At 41.5% G+C, this 16,053-nt stretch carries 15 protein-coding genes; 6 read left to right on the top strand and 9 right to left on the bottom strand.

All coding sequences use genetic code 11. The features are described 5' to 3' along the window. Nucleotides 1-11 precede the first annotated feature (11 nt). Together argH and WBM49_RS04255 are read left to right on the top strand one after the other, a co-directional pair. A complete protein-coding gene (argH, locus tag WBM49_RS04260; RefSeq protein WP_424370826.1) occupies nt 12-1,292 on the top strand; it encodes an argininosuccinate lyase in 1,281 nt (426 codons plus the stop codon). A gap of 70 nt (nt 1,293-1,362) precedes the next feature. Further along, nucleotides 1,363-1,797, top strand: coding sequence for a BLUF domain-containing protein (locus tag WBM49_RS04255; protein WP_424370825.1), 435 nt, complete (start codon nt 1,363-1,365; stop codon nt 1,795-1,797). Here WBM49_RS04255 and WBM49_RS04250 read toward each other — a convergent pair whose 3' ends face one another. The 4 genes from WBM49_RS04250 to WBM49_RS04235 form a co-directional block, all read right to left on the bottom strand. Then, nucleotides 1,798-2,643, bottom strand: coding sequence for a pseudouridine synthase (locus tag WBM49_RS04250; protein ID WP_424370824.1), 846 nt, complete (start codon nt 2,641-2,643; stop codon nt 1,798-1,800). It lies immediately after the preceding gene. A 130-nt stretch (nt 2,644-2,773) separates the two neighbouring features. Continuing rightward, nucleotides 2,774-3,679 carry a geranylgeranylglycerol-phosphate geranylgeranyltransferase gene (locus WBM49_RS04245; protein ID WP_424370823.1) on the bottom strand — a complete coding sequence of 302 codons (906 nt, stop codon included), beginning with the start codon at nt 3,677-3,679 and terminating at the stop codon, nt 2,774-2,776. A gap of 10 nt (nt 3,680-3,689) precedes the next feature. Continuing rightward, nucleotides 3,690-4,628 (bottom strand): mevalonate kinase family protein, encoded by a 939-nt coding sequence (locus WBM49_RS04240; protein ID WP_424370822.1) that lies wholly within the window; start codon nt 4,626-4,628, stop codon nt 3,690-3,692. A 59-nt stretch (nt 4,629-4,687) separates the two neighbouring features. Next, a complete protein-coding gene (locus WBM49_RS04235; RefSeq protein ID WP_424370821.1) occupies nt 4,688-5,770 on the bottom strand; it encodes a diphosphomevalonate/mevalonate 3,5-bisphosphate decarboxylase family protein in 1,083 nt (360 codons plus the stop codon). A gap of 96 nt (nt 5,771-5,866) precedes the next feature. Here WBM49_RS04235 and WBM49_RS04230 point away from each other — a divergent pair, with 96 nt between their 5' ends. The 3 genes from WBM49_RS04230 (at nt 5,867) to WBM49_RS04220 (ending at nt 8,722) form a co-directional block, all read left to right on the top strand. Next, on the top strand, nt 5,867-6,340 hold the full coding sequence (locus WBM49_RS04230; protein WP_424370820.1) for a TspO/MBR family protein: 474 nt from the start codon (nt 5,867-5,869) through the stop codon (nt 6,338-6,340). A gap of 144 nt (nt 6,341-6,484) precedes the next feature. Continuing rightward, nucleotides 6,485-7,981, top strand: coding sequence for a glycerol kinase GlpK (gene glpK, locus WBM49_RS04225; RefSeq protein ID WP_424370819.1), 1,497 nt, complete (start codon nt 6,485-6,487; stop codon nt 7,979-7,981). Nucleotides 7,982-7,990: 9 nt separating this feature from the next. Continuing rightward, nucleotides 7,991-8,722, top strand: a complete 732-nt coding sequence (locus WBM49_RS04220; protein WP_424370818.1) for an MIP/aquaporin family protein — start codon at nt 7,991-7,993, stop codon at nt 8,720-8,722. Between the two features lie 13 nt (nt 8,723-8,735). Here WBM49_RS04220 and WBM49_RS04215 read toward each other — a convergent pair whose 3' ends face one another. Further along, the gene (locus WBM49_RS04215) at nt 8,736-10,019 is read right to left on the bottom strand and encodes an NAD(P)/FAD-dependent oxidoreductase (RefSeq protein WP_424370817.1); all 1,284 of its coding nucleotides are present in this window, start codon (nt 10,017-10,019) and stop codon (nt 8,736-8,738) included. Beyond that, the gene (locus WBM49_RS04210; RefSeq protein ID WP_424370816.1) at nt 10,019-10,765 is read right to left on the bottom strand and encodes a glycerophosphodiester phosphodiesterase; all 747 of its coding nucleotides are present in this window, start codon (nt 10,763-10,765) and stop codon (nt 10,019-10,021) included. The genes WBM49_RS04215 and WBM49_RS04210 overlap by 1 nt, the downstream gene beginning before the upstream one ends. 195 nt (nt 10,766-10,960) lie before the next feature. On the opposite strand from WBM49_RS04210, the gene WBM49_RS04205 reads away from it, so the two are divergent. Continuing rightward, on the top strand, nt 10,961-11,389 hold the full coding sequence (locus tag WBM49_RS04205; RefSeq protein ID WP_424370815.1) for a hypothetical protein: 429 nt from the start codon (nt 10,961-10,963) through the stop codon (nt 11,387-11,389). A 50-nt stretch (nt 11,390-11,439) separates the two neighbouring features. Here the strand turns inward: WBM49_RS04205 and WBM49_RS04200 are convergent, their stop codons facing one another. The 3 genes from WBM49_RS04200 to WBM49_RS04190 all read right to left on the bottom strand — a co-directional run. After that, nucleotides 11,440-13,326 carry an alpha-amylase family glycosyl hydrolase gene (locus tag WBM49_RS04200; RefSeq protein ID WP_424370814.1) on the bottom strand — a complete coding sequence of 629 codons (1,887 nt, stop codon included), beginning with the start codon at nt 13,324-13,326 and terminating at the stop codon, nt 11,440-11,442. A 6-nt stretch (nt 13,327-13,332) separates the two neighbouring features. Next, nucleotides 13,333-15,225, bottom strand: coding sequence for a glycoside hydrolase family 13 protein (locus WBM49_RS04195; RefSeq protein WP_424370813.1), 1,893 nt, complete (start codon nt 15,223-15,225; stop codon nt 13,333-13,335). A 22-nt stretch (nt 15,226-15,247) separates the two neighbouring features. Continuing rightward, the coding region (locus tag WBM49_RS04190) for a glycosyl hydrolase family 65 protein (protein WP_424370812.1) at nt 15,248-16,053 on the bottom strand (806 nt) is incomplete at its 5' end.

Genomic DNA, 16,053 nt, shown 5'->3' with positions numbered 1-16,053 from the left:
CACTACACATCATGAAACTTTGGGATAAAGGAATGAAAACCAACGAGAAGATCGATCGTTTTACGGTGGGAAATGACAGGGAATTAGATCTTGTTCTGGCTGGCTATGACGTTAAAGCATCAATGGCACATGCCAATATGCTTTGCTCTATTGGATTACTTTCGAAAGAAGAAAACAACGCCCTGATGGTAGCTCTTGAGGAAATACTGGATAGCATTCACAAAGGTAAATTTACCATTGAAGATTCCTTTGAGGATATGCATTCAAAAATTGAATTCCTTCTGATCCAAAAACTTGGTGATACCGGGAAAAAGATCCATACTGCTCGCTCCCGAAATGACCAGGTATTGGTGGCAATGCAACTATTTATAAAAGAGGAGCTGGGATCCATAAAGACCCAGGTAAATGAACTTTTCGAGATCTTGCTTCAATTGGCAGAAACTAATAAACAAGTCCTTTTCCCCGGATATACCCATCTGCAGGTGGCAATGCCTTCTTCTTTTGGGTTGTGGTTTTCTGCCTATGCCGAGAGCCTTATTGACGATCTTATTTTTATTGAAGCAGCTTTGAGGATCGCAGATCAAAATCCCTTGGGAAGTGCAGCGGGATACGGCAGTTCATTTCCTATAGACAGGGAAATGACCAGTTCGGAATTAGGTTTTAGCACATTAAAATACAATGTGGTAGCCGCCCAAATGGGCCGCGGTAAAGTGGAAAAAGCAACAGCTGTTGGAATGGCCAGTATTGCTTCTACGCTTTCAAAACTGTCTATGGATATCTGCCTGTATATGAGTCAGAATTTTAATTTTATATCCTTCCCGGACGATCTTACCACGGGAAGCAGTATCATGCCTCATAAAAAAAATCCGGACGTGTTCGAATTGGTGCGAGGGAAATGCAACGTTATCCAGGCCCTGCCAAATGAACTGACCTTATTGTTGACCAATTTGCCAAGTGGTTATCACAGAGACCTGCAACTTACCAAAAATAGCCTGCTTCCTGCGCTGCAGGAGTTAAAAGCATGTCTGGACATTTTAACATTCAGTCTCCCAAAGGTGGTGGTCAGAAAAGACATCCTTGAGGATCCTAAATACAACCTTATGTTTACAGTAGATGCTTTGAACGAACTAGTGCTGCAAGGCATTCCGTTTCGCGATGCCTACAAACAGATAGCGTTGCTAGTAGAGGAAGGAAAATTTACTTCTCCTAAAGATGCGAAACACACGCATCAGGGAAGTATAGGAAATTTATGTCTGGACGAGATCAGAGATAAAATGAAGCGCCTCGGCTAAAAATATTTAGGATCCACAGCAATTTCCTTTATCTTTAAGGCAACAACTAACTACCTAACTATTTTAGACCATGTTTAGTTTAGTGTATCGGTCTATTGCCAGACCAGGTTTTGATTTAGATCAAATCCAGGGAATGCTGTCCAAAGCAAAGACCTTTAATCATCAACAAAATATTACGGGTTGCCTGCTTTTCTATGAAGGTGAATTTATACAATACCTCGAAGGAAACCAGTTTAAGGTATTAACCTTATTCGACAAGATTAAGGAAGACAAAAGACACGAAAAGGTTGAATTACTTTCCCATGGCGAAATCGAAAAACGAGCGTTTGAGACCTGGGATATGGCATTTGAGAATTTTTACGGGGAGAACGAACAAATTTCCCATTTAAAACTTGTAGTAAGTAACTACCTTCTTCATAAGGAATTACACACTACTCTGCATCCGTCCAAAGCTATTTTTTGGGAAACCATTGGCGCTGTATTATACGCTAAATCTTCTACCTAGTTACGATTGTACCATTCCGAGATTGATGACCTCTTGATCTGTTAGAGGGCGCCAATGACCTCTAGGCAGGTCCTTTTTTGTAAGGTTGGCAAAGATCACCCTGTCTAATTTCACAACCTCATAGCCCAGCTGTTCAAAAATACGCCTTACTATTCTGTTTTTTCCGCTGTGAATCTCCACGCCCACTTCTTTCTTAGGGGCATTGTTCAAGTAACTGATCTCGTCCACTTTTATCAAACCATCTTCGAGCATCACTCCCTCCTGAATCTTATGAAGGTCTTCTGTCTTCAGATTCTTATTGAGCTCTACGTGGTAGATCTTCCGTACTCCATGCCTTGGATGGGTCAGTTTCTTTGCGAGGTCCCCGTCATTGGTAAATAACAATAGTCCGGTGGTGTTTCTGTCCAAACGTCCTACGGGTACCAATCTGGATTTTGTGGCATTTGAAATTAATTCCATAACGGTTCTCCTGCCTTTTTCATCCTTGGTGGTCGTAATAAAATTCTTGGGTTTATTTAGAAGGATATATTCTTTTTTCTCCGGATTGAGTAAGCGTCCATCAAAACGAACTTCATCAGTAAGGCTCACCTTATGGCCCATTTCTGTGAGCGGTTTACCGTTTACGGTAACATTCCCTGCGGCAATGTACGTATCTGCTTCCCTTCTGGAACAAACCCCGGAATTAGCTACATACTTATTAAGGCGAATTAAACCGGAATTTAAAGAAGGATTTACCTCTCTGTGCTTTTTAACCGGTGCATTTCCACGGGCGTAGCTTTTCTTCCTGTAATTTCCAGCTCCACGGCCAGAAGATTTTCCTTCACCATTATAGTCCGATCTGCTCATGGGTAACTTTTTTGCAAAGGTAGCAAAATGCAATATGTAATGCTATCTTCTTTGGAGTTAGTGTTGGAAATCATCAACATACAGTGTAATTGATCTATTGCTTAAAATTTTCTGCTACAACCTCAAATTCCTATAAAATCCTATTCAATACAAGATCTACGTTGATCAATAAGATACTAAAAACTCCCACGATAATGATAAATTTCAGGATGTTGTGAAGCCATACATAGTGCTTCTTGGTAGATGAGCGCCACAACAGCACTAAAAAGAAGATCAAGAAAACAATACTTGCAATAAAATACAGATACATATATCCCACATCGAAAGTTCGAATCAATAGGATAGCCGGCACCAATGTCAGTAGAATTAAGAGACTTATATAAGCCTTTGCATACTTGGCCCCATATAATATGGGGATGGTTTTATAGTTAAGAGCCATATCTCCGGCAATATTTTCCATATCCTTAATGGATTCCCTTGCCAAAATAAGCAGGAACAGGAAAATTGCATGGACAAAAATCACAGTTTCAAAATTTCTGTAATACACGAAAACTGCAAAAAAGGGAGTGATGGCTAAAACGGCAGAAACTAAGTTTCCCACAAAGGCTATCTTCTTCAATTTATGTGAGTATAGCCAAATGCCAAAAATATAGCCCGAAAAAAAGAGAACGGCTTTAAAGGACACATAGCTCGCAAAAAGTACGGCCAGAAAATTCAGGACAAAATAGGTGCTTAACTTGGTTTGTTGGCTAACAAGACGGTCTAGCATCGATTTTCGGGGTTTATTGATCAAATCCTTTTCCGAATCGTAGAAGCTATTGATGATATAACCACCGGCAATAACGAAAGATGAAGCCAAAACAATAACAAAAAGACTAAGATCAAAAACAACCTTCCACAAGGGAAGATTGGGTGCCAGAATATAGATAGAGGCCAGGTATTGAGCAATCACAATCATCAATACATTGTAACCTCTAACTATAGAAAACAGACTCAATAGCTTTAAAAGCAAGAGTTTGTTCTTTCTACTAAGCATTGTTGTTTATTTAGAAGTTGTATACCACTTCCAGGCGATGTTCCTTCAGCGCTTTCTTGGCCTTTTCAATATCCTGCGTAAAACCCAGGATATAGCCACCGCCTCCGGAACCACATAATTTTAAATAGTAATCATTTGTTTCAATCCCCTGCTTCCACAGCTGATGAAATTGGGGCGGGATCATTGGTTTAAAATGATCTAAAACCACATGGGAGAGTTGTTTTATGTTCCCAAATAGCGACTTCACATTACCGGTTAGGAAGTCCTCTACACACGCATCTGTATGTTTAATAAACTGTTCTTTAAGCACGGTCCTGAATCCTTCATGTTTCATCTTTTCCATAAAGATCTGAACCATGGGCGCTGTTTCCCCAATGATACCACTGTCCAATAGAAATACGGCCCCTTTTCCCTCCTTGTTCTGTGACGGAATACTGGTAGACTCTATATTGTCCTGGGAATTGATCAGTATGGGCAAACTAAGATAACTGTTCAAAGGATCTAAACCGGAAGATTTTCCATGAAAAAAGGATTCCATCTTACCAAAGATGGTCTTTAATCTTAGTAATTTTTCTCGGGTAAGGTTTTCAAGAATTGTGATCTTATTTTTGGCATATTTATCGTAGATCGCAGCTACTAAAGCTCCGCTACTTCCTATTCCATAACCCTGAGGAATAGAGCTGTCAAAATACATTCCCTTGTCAAGGTCCTTCCTAAGGGCTTCAAGGTCAAATTGCATAAGAGAAGGATCTTCCTCTTGTATGAATGCCAAATGTTCTGAGAATCTCCTAAGACTTTCGTTCGACCTTTTACCTGTCTCAGACAATTTGGCCCCGGTCTTTAAAGCACCCTTAAAAAAATTATACGGTATGGAAAGGCCTTTGGAATCTTTGATGATCCCATATTCTCCAAAAAGAAGGATCTTAGAATAAAAGAGGGGTCCTTTCATAGTATGTTTGCTAACTGCAACTAAAAATAGTACTAATATTTATACAACGGGTCGGCAGATCAAACTTTCTTAGAACCTTCGCCCAATTGGTCGCAAATATACTGCCCATTTTCACAATACGCAATAAGCTCATTCTTAATAAATTGCAAAACTTTTTCGCGGTATTGAAGCGGATAGAGAAGATGAACATTGGCACCCGCGTCTAACGTAAAACACAAGGGCACGGAAGTTTGTTCCCTGTAGGCCCATATTTTTTGGATGACAGACAAGGTTTGGGGTTTCATTAAGAGATAATACGGAAGGCTGGTCATCATCATGGCATGTAGGGTAAGAGCCTCACTCTCAACTATTTGTATGAATCTTTCCAGATCTCCAGTTTCAAAAACACCTATTAATCCAGATAAGTTATCATGAGCCTGTTCAAAACGCCTATTTGCAAACGGATGCTTGTTCATAAGGTCGTGTCCCGCAGTACTGCTCACGGTCTTCTCCCCTTTATGAACCAGTAAAATGGTGTCCTGATAGTCCTGGAAAACCTGGTGAACCTTGCCATTATAAGGAATTCCTGCCAGATCAGTACTCTCAGGTAGGTCTTTGTGCATTCCCCATTCTACAATAGGCCCGCTAATACTGCGACAGGCGCTCCCTGAGCCTAAGCGCGCAAGAAAAGACGCTTTTCTCATTAAAAATTCGGGCTCCATCGAAGGAACGAGTCCTTTTTCTATATCCATCAGGCATAATGCCAGCGCTGCCATTCCACTGGCCGAAGAGGCTATGCCACTGCTGTGAGGAAAAGTATTGCTGGTGTCTATCTTTAGGTGAACCTCATTTAAAAACGGCAGGTACCTGGAGATACGCCCAAGAAAGGTGGTGATTTTAGGCCTGAATTCTTCTTTGGGTTTGCCTTCAAATAGCAGGGTAAAGGAGGTTCCGTCTGAGTTTTGCTTCTTCGGTTCATACGATACCGACGTAGTGGTTGCCGATTTAGAAAGGGTAAAACTTATGGACGGGTTTGCCGGGATCTGATCAGGAAATTTACCCCAGTATTTTACCAGAGCTATATTACTTGGTGCCCTCCATGTAGTTGTCCCCGCAGGAATCAAACCTGAATACTTCTTGGGAATAAATTCCTGTTCATTCATTCTCAGCAAATTTGATGCAAAGATAGTTTTTCAGCACTTTTAGCGTACTTTCAATTAAAATAAATTCCTATTTTAGAGTCCTTAGACTGGTTCCCAATGAAGAAAAAAGCACTTTTTATAGTCATTGCTGTTACCATCTGCCTGCTTATTGGTTTTTTGGCAGGTTTTGCCACCCAAAGCTCTGTTGATACCTGGTATGCCACCCTTAACAAACCCAGTTTTAATCCTCCCAACTGGATCTTTGCACCCGTTTGGACCCTTCTTTACATCCTCATGGGAATTGCTGCCGGTTTAGTTTGGGCCAAAGGCTTTTATCATGTATGGGTAAAAACGGCACTTTATTATTTTGGATTTCAACTCCTTTTTAATGCACTATGGAGCATCGTATTCTTTGGTTTTCAAGAGCCATTTTGGGCTTTGTTGGTAATACTTGTCCTGATGATCCTTATTCTCTTAACTATTAAATGGTTTAAGATCGTAAGTAAGCCGGCAGCTTATTTAATGCTCCCATATTTGCTTTGGGTTTGTTTTGCCATGTTGCTAAATTATAAGATCTGGGAATTGAATTAAATACCTTGATTTTCCCCCCGATACCTCTTCGATGGCACTGTTCTCTTCAATCTTTGCCATAGACACCAATTATGCTAAATAAAATAATTCCTTTACATTTATGGACTTGGAACATCGAATTAGAAAATAGCACAATAAACCTCTATGGAAAAATTCATTCTGGCTCTGGACCAGGGGACCACAAGTTGCAGGGCCTTATTATTTGATAAAAAAGGAACCATAGTCTCTTCTGCACAAAAAGAATTTACACAACATTTTCCAAAATCGGGATGGGTAGAGCATGACGCGCTCGAGATATGGAATACTCAGGCCGATATGATGAAATCAGCGATTTCTCAAAAAAATATCTCCCCCGAGTCTATCGCCGCCATTGGAATTACCAATCAGCGTGAAACCGTTGTAGTCTGGAACAAGAATACAGGACAGCCGATATATAATGCTATAGTTTGGCAAGACAAACGAACTGCCAAGTATTGTGATTCCCTAAAAAAAGAAGGTAAGTCGGCCATGATCCGACAGAAAACGGGCTTGGTGATCGACGCCTATTTTTCCGGTACCAAAGTAAAATGGATTTTGGACAATGTGGAAGGTGCCAGAGACATGGCGATAGCCGGGGATCTTTTAATGGGGACTATCGATAGCTGGCTGATTTGGAATATGACCGGAGGAGAGTTGCATATTACTGATGTTACCAACGCCTGTCGCACCTTATTTTTTGACATTAATACCCTGAGCTGGGATGCAGATTTATTGGCGATGTTCGATATCCCTTCTGCCATGTTACCAAAAGTGGTCTCTTCCAGCGAAGTATATGGATATACCTCAACAGACTTATTGGGGACTAAAATTCCTATCGCCGGCATTGCCGGGGATCAACAGGCCGCGCTGTTCGGTCAGATGTGTACAAAACCCGGGATGGTTAAAAACACTTATGGAACCGGGTGTTTTATGTTAATGAACATAGGAAATAAACCTATTGTTTCTAAAAACAATTTACTCACTTCAGTAGGGTGGCAGATCAATGGTGAGACCACTTATGTACTCGAAGGAAGTATTTTTATTGCGGGGGCCGTAGTGCAATGGTTGAGAGATAGTCTTAAGATCATTAACTCTTCTGCAGAAGTAGAACAAATAGCCTGTTCTGTGGATAGTTCTGAGGGCGTTTACTTTGTACCGGCTTTCGCTGGCCTGGGCGCTCCACATTGGAACCAGCATGCCAAAGGTTCCATATTTGGACTTACACGCGGTAGTACCTACGCCCATATTTCCAGGGCAGCTCTAGAATCAATAGCCTACCAGACCATGGATGTCCTAAAGGCAATGCAGGCAGACGCAGGTATATCTATACAGGAATTAAGAGTAGACGGAGGCGCAACCGTGAATAATTTACTAATGCAATTTCAAGCCGATGTGCTGAATACTATAACGGTTCGCCCAAAAGTTGTGGAAACTACGGTCATGGGGGCCGCCTTTCTCGCAGGATTGGCAGTTGGCTATTGGAAAGATCTTGAAGAAATACAAGCTATCTGGGAAAGTGAACAACGATTTGAGCCTACTACGGATAGGGAAGCAATAAATGAAGGGATCAAAGGCTGGTATAAAGCTATTGAAGCCCTTGAATATTGGACTAAAGAATCTTAATTTTTACATATGACACCTTTTCTTGCAGAATTAATTGGAACTGCTCTTTTAATTACACTGGGATGCGGCGTTGTTGCCAACGTAATACTTGAAAAAACAAAAGGACAGGGCGGAGGTTGGATGGTGATAACCACTGCATGGGCCTTCGCTGTTTTTATTGGCGTGGTAGTAGCCGGACCATACAGCGGCGCACATATAAATCCGGCTGTGACCATAAGTTTGGCGGTAGCCGGGTCTTTTGAGTGGTCGGAAGTCCCCTCCTATCTCCTCGCGCAATTACTGGGGGCAATGATTGGAGCCTTCATTGTATGGATCATGTACAAGGATCATTTTGATATTACGGAAGATAAGACTACAAAACTGGGGGTTTTTTCCACAATTCCTGCAATACGGAATTACGGATCCAATCTTTTTAGCGAAGCAATTGGCACATTTGTACTGATTTTCACGATACTATTTTTTACCGATGCTACCATGGCAACTACAGAAGAGATCATAGGTCTCGGGTCCCTGGGGGCCCTTCCTGTGGCACTTCTTGTATGGGGTATAGGATTAGGATTGGGAGGAACAACGGGCTACGCCATTAATCCTGCTCGTGATCTGGGCCCCAGACTCATACACGCAATCATGCCTATTAAAGACAAAGGTGGAAGCGATTGGGCGTATTCCTGGGTACCCATTTTAGGGCCTATTCTTGGGGGTGTTGCTGCCGCCGGACTCTATCTCCTGATACTATCTTAAACGAGCATATCTCCTACGAATTGGCAATAGCCTGTGCTGCCAGATAAGCTCCTGTCCAGGCATTTTGAAAATTATATCCTCCGGTGAGGGCATCTATATTCAAAATCTCGCCTGCAAAATAAATTCCGGGATGTAACTTACTTTCAAAAGTTTTGAAATTGACCTCTTTCAGGTCTATTCCTCCGGCTGTAACGAACTCTTCTTTGAAGGTGCTCTTACCTTCCACTAAAAATTCACTTGCTGTAAGTTCCTTTGCCAATTCCTGTAATTGCTTTTTGGAAATATCTGCCCATTTCTGATCAGCAACAATTCCCGATGCCTGTACTAATTTCCCCCATAAACGCTTTGGGATATCCAGCGGAAATGTTCTGGAGACCGTTTTCCTGGCTTCTATTTCTTTGACTTCCTTTAAGTATGAGAACAGGCCCTGTTGATGATATTCCGGTACCCAATTAACCTGTATCTTAAAACGGTATTGATAATCGTGCAATATTCTGGCTCCCCAGGCCGAAAGTTTAAGAATGGCAGGCCCGCTCATTCCCCAATGCGTGATCAGCAATGGTCCCTCAGAAACCAGGGTATCAGCGCGCTCTGTATTACTTTTCAATGAAACCGTTATTCTTTTTCCAAGGAAATCCCTGGCAATTACCTGAACCCTGGCGTAGGTGCTAAGCCCGGGTATTCCTTCAATCCTGGGATCATTGATATTAAAGGTAAATAAGGAAGGGACCGGGTCTACAACCCTGTGTCCAAGTTGCTTAAGAACATTCCACATTTTTGGACTGCTCCCGGTGGCAATAAGCAACCGGCTTGCAAAAAAAGAGCTGCCTTTGGTCTGCACCTCATAAGCTGTTTTTTTTTCTGAATGCCCGGAAGGAAGAAGGATATTAGTAACTACGGTATTCCTTATGAGATCTATCTTCAAGCTTTCAAGGGCCTCCATAAAACAATCGATAATGGTTTGGGAGGAGTTGGTGACCGGAAACATCCTTCCATCGTCTTCTATCTTCAGCTCAATACCCCGCTTGGAAAAGAACTGCACCGTATGTTCGCTATGATGTGTATTAAAAGGACCTAATAGTTCTCGCTCGCCTCTGGGATAGTGTTGCGCCAGTATTTTTGGATTGAACTGGGCATGAGTTACATTACACCTACCTCCCCCGGAGACCTTAACCTTTCCAAGTACTTGCTTGCCCTGCTCTAGAATAGCAATTTTAAGATCCGGTCTGGATTCAGCCAGGTTGATTGCCCCATAGAAACCCGCAGCTCCACCTCCAATAACTATGACATCATACATTAGTGGGCCCTCTCGGGAAAATTGGTAAAGATGCCGTCTACTTTGAAAGACCTCATCGCTTCTATGTCTTTTGACTCATTCACAGTCCAGGTGTATACTTTAAAACCCTCATCGTGAATAGCCTGTACCATATCCAAATTTAAGGTCTTAAAAGATGGATTTATCGCCACAGCATTCAATTTCTTCGCTGTTGGAATTGCTTTTAAAGGATCATCTTCAGTAAGAACCGCAATAGAAATCTCAGGATTATATGTCCGCATACTTTCTAATTCTTCCCAATTAAAGCTAGAGATTAAAAAATCATCTAAGGTCCATCCCTTATCTCTGATATAGTATTCTATTATAAAATTAACTCTGTCTGAAGTGTTTGCGCCTTTTAGTTCTATATTCAAAGGTACTTTGTGATCAATCAACTTAAGCACGTCCTGTAGCATAGGTATTTTATGATTTCCATCGAGGATCACCTTGCGCAACTCAAACATACTGTAATCTTCAATTAGACCTCCTGCATTGCTAAGCCTATCTAATCGCTCATCGTGAAAGACAACTATCTCCCCACTCTTAACTTTAAAAACATCGATCTCTATCATATCGACGCCTAAGTCCATAGCCTTCTGTATGGAAGCCAGCGTATTCTCTGTCTCATGTCCCATAGCTCCTCTATGACCTATTACAAGCATCTCATGATTCATCCCATTACAACTTGCCATTAGTAAAATGAGTAAGATAATTCCATAGTTCTTCATGACCCATATGATTTTTCTGTTTTTCAAAAATACAACTTGACGCGATAAATTGATCACTCTTTATGAATATAGGATATATCTATTTTTTTAATAGTTTATTTATTAATTCTTTATTTTTTATCATAATTTATTTCATATATGATATTATTTATTTAATAAATTTGACAGTACAACAACCAATTAAAATTCAAAACTATGTTTTCAAAACAACATCTTTTAGCTACGTTAGTGGCCACGGTCACAATGTTTTTTCTAGGCTACCTGATCTGGGGGGTAGCAACCGTTGACTTTTTTGAAGGACATTCCATCAACAATGTCATGAAAGACCCACCACTTTTTCCTTGGATCATTGCGGGTAATTTAATTGCCTCGTTTGCCCTATGCATTATTTATGGGAAATGGGCCCGTGGGTACCACAGCATGGGCGGTGGTTTTCAGTTTGGGATCTGGGTTGGCATCTTTGTGGGATTAGGTGTTGGTCTGCTCTGGTATGCCACAACAGAAATGATGGATCTTCAAGGACATCTGGTATCAGCTTTATTGGACATCATCTATTACGGAATAGTGGGTATGGTGATAGGCCTTATGTTTAAGGCCACCCAAACTAAAGAAGAGAACGCCTAAGCATAGAAAAGGGTAGGTATCTAAATTATGTATAAGGGATACTTACCCTCTTATTCCTTTAGTGTAAGAATAAAAGATTGCAGGGGATCCAGGGAAATATCGAAAAAACCTTGCCCTCCTTCAACCTTAAGCGTAACCGTTGTTGCAGTATAAAGCAAATCTGTCATTTCATAGGATGATCCTTCCTTTAAGTTCCAGGCCTCCACAACGGAGGGTGGTATTTTCATTTGGAATTGGTACGATTCATTAGAATCGAAATTGGAAAGTACCAGGAGGCGCTCTTTGTCTTTCCATCGCACAAACGATAGCACTCTATAGTTATATCCCTCTGTATGATCTCTATTGTAATAATGAATGTCTTCATAGGCCCCCATCAGGGCATCATTGCTTATGGTAATATTTAAAAGGCGCTTGTAAAAATCGCGCAATTCTGTTTCCTCATCCGTTAATTGCCCTCCGTCGAATTTCTTATTATTGACCCACCGCTGATGATGGGGCACCCCTACATAGTCAAATATAGATGTTCTGGAAGGAGATCCAAATCCCGCATTTTCGGCGCCAGGCTCTCCTACTTCCTGACCAAAATAGATCATCGTGGGAGAGGTGCTTAAGGTGGCAGATACCACCATGGCAGGTTTGCCTATTTGGGCATTGCCAACAAATTCCGGACTGGCAATTCTCTGTTCGTCATGATTCTCAAGAAAATGCAGCATATGGTGTTCTATGTCCATCATTCCTTTTTGGACCACCGGAATATGGTCTGTCCACCCATGTCCCTGCATAATATGCTTTAAACTGTCATACAGTTCTACCTTATCATATAGATAATCCATTTTACCCTTAAAGATATATTCCCGGTAAAGCAAAGGATTATAAACCTCAGCCAGCAAAAGGGCATTTTCGTTCTTATCTTTTATATGAGAATTTAAATAACTCCAGAATTCCACCGGTACCATTTCGGCCATGTCGAACCGAAAACCATCCACGCCCATCTCCAGCCAATACAGGGCAATGTCCTTGAATTTTATCCATGAATCTGGGACAGTTCTATCTTTCCAAAAACTGAGGTGTTCCTTAAAACCCCTGCCACCGTATTGGTCAGGCAGTTTTTCAAAATCGAAACTTCCATCGGGTCGTACGCCGTAGTTTATTTTAACCGTCTCATACCAGTCGTTCATATCTGGTTGGGATTTTCTGGATCCATTTCCGGTCCATTTGGCAGGTTCTTCAGGAAAGTAATGATCCACGAGCGGATGTGGGTCCCCGCCCAGTGGCTTATATCCTTTAATCCATTCTGGCACTTGGAAGGAAGATTCGGGGATATAATAAAAATTATTATCTCTTTTATATTCTGCCGAGGTATCATCAGAAGCGCCAAAAGGTTCTTTCCCTTTCGGTGTAGAAGAGCCTTCGTAGTGTCTGGCTACGTGATTGGGTACTATGTCTATGATTAATTCTAAGCCGGCTTTGTGAGTTCTATTTATAAGCTCTTGAAATTCCTCAAGCCTTTTGGAGGGATCTTTGGCGAGATCCGGATTAACATTGTAATAGTCTTTCACTGCGTACGGAGAGCCCGCCCTGCCTTTAATAACATCAGGGTCGTCATTGGTAATTCCAAAGGCCGTATAATCTGTAACCAGCGCATGGTGGGGTACTCCTGTATACCAAATATGTGTGACCCCCAATTCCTTTATTTCCTTTAAAGCCTGGAGGGTAAAATCACTGAATGTACCAACACCGTTTTCTTCTATGGTTCCCCATGGTTTATTCATGGTATTCGTGTTTCCAAAAAGTCGAGTGAAAACCTGATAGATCACCTTTTTGCCTTCCTTATTCATAGCTGTAGCTTCCTTGTTGTCTTTTGATAATTCTTTCTTTTTATTGCAGGCTAATGCCGTCAATAAGACAATTGTTATAAACAAATACTTTTTTCCCATCACTGTCTAGTTTGAAAGTAATAGCAACCCTTTCTTCTTCAGAGTTATTGTTTTTCCTATTTTAATTTTTTCTCCTGTGATAACATTTAATAAGGATGAATCTGAAATTCCCAATTCATGAAAACGATCTAAAGACAGGGTCCTGGCCTGGTCATTCTTATTTAGAATCAACAAGACCTTTTTCTCTTCCGAGTGTCGTACCAATACATAGACCCCATTTTCCGGTGCAAAGTGTTTGGTGGCTCCCTCATGAAGTACCGCTTCGCTTTTTCTGAAATTCAGCAAGGTCCTCAAAAAATCTTGCATCTTCCTGGCTTTAGGATCCAATCCTCTTCCGGTAAAGGCGTTCACGGAATCTTCCGGCCATCCTCCGGGAAAATCCGTTCTGATCAGTCCGTGGTCTCCGGGTTTTCTGCTATTTTCCATAAGTATCTCCGTACCGTAGTAAATCTGTGGAATTCGGGGAGCCACAAGAACAAAGGCGAGTGCCATTCTTGTTAAGGTATCATCATGGTTTAATTGTGTATAGAGGCGATCCATATCATGGTTATCTCCAAATAGCATCATATCTTTTGGTGAGGCATAATGAAAATCATTCGCCATTCCCTCGTATAATTTTATCAAGCCGGTGTTCCAATCTTCTTCTTCCTTTAAAGCATCTACAAGGGTTTGCTGCATTGGAAAATCCATAGTACAGCGAAGAAAGGATCTGTACCCGTCACGGTTATTGGCCCCGTCTTGCCAATATCCAACTACCAGTGGGTTATAGCTCCATTCTTCTCCAACAATTGAGAAATTGGGATATTCTGTCATGATCCTTTTCGCCCATTGTGCCATAAAATCTTTATCCGGATAGGGATAGGTGTCTTGTCGTATTCCACCCAGGGAGAGGGTTTCTATCCACCATAGACTGTTCTGAATCAGGTATTGGGCCAAAAAGGGATTCTCCTGATTCAGATCTGGCATGGAGGGCACAAACCAGCCATTATCCATAAGCTCCCTATCGGAATTGGAAGCGTAAACATCCTGATTTACGGTTCTCCTGTGATTGGTAACCGTTATTTTCCTGCCTTCTTCAAAGGCTTGCTGATAATTGATCCAATTGGAGAAGGGAAGATCTTGCATCCACCAGTGTGCCAGACCACAGTGATTATTTACCTGGTCCATGATCAATTTAATACCCCGTGCTTGTGCTTTTTGAGATAATTCAACGTATTCCTCCAGGCTACCAAAGCGAGGATCTACCTTGTAGAAATCAGTGATCGCATATCCGTGATAGGATTCCCTGGGCATATCGTTCAATAAAAGAGGACTTGGCCACAAGGACGTAAAACCCATGTCTTCTATGTAGTCTAAATGATTGATCATCCCGCGGATATCTCCTCCATGTCTTGCATAGTCATTCTCTCTATTGATCATCTTCTCCTGCAGAGTGGGATCAATATCGTTTGATGGATCGCCATTTGAAAATCTATCAGGCGTAATTAAATAGATGACATCCCTGCTGGAAAATCCGATATATTCTTCAGCCGCTTTTTGCCGTTCTTTTAATTCGTAGGGGACAGAGAAAGACAATTCATTGTCCATTTGGAATTTAATTTCTAAGGTACCCGGGGATACATCTGCCGGGATCTCAAGATCCAGGAAGAGATAGTTCGGACTGTTGGCGACATGGGTATTTAGCAGTCTTACTTTGTTATCTTGAATACTAACCTCAAAATTGCTGATATTGGGCCCTTTGACCATGAGCTGTAATGCCTTATCCTCAAAGCCCAGCCACCAGTGGGGAGGTTCTAAACGTTCTACCTGAGCGAGCGCTGTGGTCATAGTAAGGAGAAGTATACTTAGGAAATAGCTGCGTTTTGGGCCTATAGAAAATTTCCCAAAGGTCGTTCGCATAATCCTGCTTTTTTCGGTCACATTATTTTTTAGGAGTTGGTTGTAAAACAAGGCGCTCCCCGTTTAATCTGATCGACATTTCATGATCCCCTTCCAATTCAAAATGGCAGGCTTTTTTATCAACCATGACCTTTAGGATCCTATTTCTGAAATTGATCTTAAAGGAATACGAATCCCATTCTTTAGGGATGCGAGGTCTAAACGATAATTTATCGTTCCGGATCCTCAATCCGCCAAAACCTTCTACAATACTCATCCAGGTACCAGCCATTGAGGTGATGTGCAGACCTTCTTCTACTTCCTTGTTATAATCATCCAGATCCAGTCTGGAAGTTCTCAGATAAAATTGGTATGCCTGGTCCATCCTGTCTAATTTTGCAGCCTGTATACTATGTACACAGGGAGAAAGGGAGGATTCATGTACCGTAAATGGTTCATAAAAATCGAAGTGTTTTTCAAGGTCTTCTAACGAAAAGTGATCTTCAAAGAGGTAAAATCCCTGAAGTATATCTGCTTGTTTGATATAAGGAGATCTGAGAATTCTGTCCCAGCTCCACTTCTGGTTAATAGGTCTTTGAGACTTAGGCAGGTCTGCTACCGTTCCCAGCTCCTTGTCCAGGAAGCCATCTTGTTGCAAATAAATTCCTAGTTCTTCAGAGAAAGGAAGGTACATACCGTCTGCTACTTCCTTCCATTCTTCGGTTTCTGCCTGTTTTAGTTTGGTATACCCTATAATGCGGTCATAATCTTCCTTGTACCCTGCTTTGACTTTTTGTAATTGTTCCAGGGTATACTGAATACACCAACGGGCGATATAGTTTGTATACC

Origin of the sequence: Muriicola sp., from assembly GCF_049669965.1 — a bacterium.
Lineage (GTDB): Bacteria > Bacteroidota > Bacteroidia > Flavobacteriales > Flavobacteriaceae > Muriicola.
The sequence above is the reverse complement of the archived record's forward strand: the minus strand, read 5'-3'. Positions and strand labels throughout refer to the sequence as shown.

Excerpts from the sequence above, each read along its gene's own strand:
- argH (WP_424370826.1), top strand. The coding sequence starts at position 12 with ATGAAACTTTGGGATAAAGGAATGAAAACCAACGAGAAGATCGATCGT.
- WBM49_RS04255 (WP_424370825.1), top strand. The coding sequence starts at position 1,363 with ATGTTTAGTTTAGTGTATCGGTCTATTGCCAGACCAGGTTTTGATTTA.
- WBM49_RS04250 (WP_424370824.1), bottom strand. The coding sequence starts at position 2,643 with ATGAGCAGATCGGACTATAATGGTGAAGGAAAATCTTCTGGCCGTGGA.
- WBM49_RS04245 (WP_424370823.1), bottom strand. The coding sequence starts at position 3,679 with ATGCTTAGTAGAAAGAACAAACTCTTGCTTTTAAAGCTATTGAGTCTG.
- WBM49_RS04240 (WP_424370822.1), bottom strand. The coding sequence starts at position 4,628 with ATGAAAGGACCCCTCTTTTATTCTAAGATCCTTCTTTTTGGAGAATAT.
- WBM49_RS04235 (WP_424370821.1), bottom strand. The coding sequence starts at position 5,770 with ATGAATGAACAGGAATTTATTCCCAAGAAGTATTCAGGTTTGATTCCT.
- WBM49_RS04230 (WP_424370820.1), top strand. The coding sequence starts at position 5,867 with ATGAAGAAAAAAGCACTTTTTATAGTCATTGCTGTTACCATCTGCCTG.
- glpK (WP_424370819.1), top strand. The coding sequence starts at position 6,485 with ATGGAAAAATTCATTCTGGCTCTGGACCAGGGGACCACAAGTTGCAGG.
- WBM49_RS04220 (WP_424370818.1), top strand. The coding sequence starts at position 7,991 with ATGACACCTTTTCTTGCAGAATTAATTGGAACTGCTCTTTTAATTACA.
- WBM49_RS04215 (WP_424370817.1), bottom strand. The coding sequence starts at position 10,019 with ATGTATGATGTCATAGTTATTGGAGGTGGAGCTGCGGGTTTCTATGGG.
- WBM49_RS04210 (WP_424370816.1), bottom strand. The coding sequence starts at position 10,765 with ATGAAGAACTATGGAATTATCTTACTCATTTTACTAATGGCAAGTTGT.
- WBM49_RS04205 (WP_424370815.1), top strand. The coding sequence starts at position 10,961 with ATGTTTTCAAAACAACATCTTTTAGCTACGTTAGTGGCCACGGTCACA.
- WBM49_RS04200 (WP_424370814.1), bottom strand. The coding sequence starts at position 13,326 with ATGGGAAAAAAGTATTTGTTTATAACAATTGTCTTATTGACGGCATTA.
- WBM49_RS04195 (WP_424370813.1), bottom strand. The coding sequence starts at position 15,225 with ATGCGAACGACCTTTGGGAAATTTTCTATAGGCCCAAAACGCAGCTAT.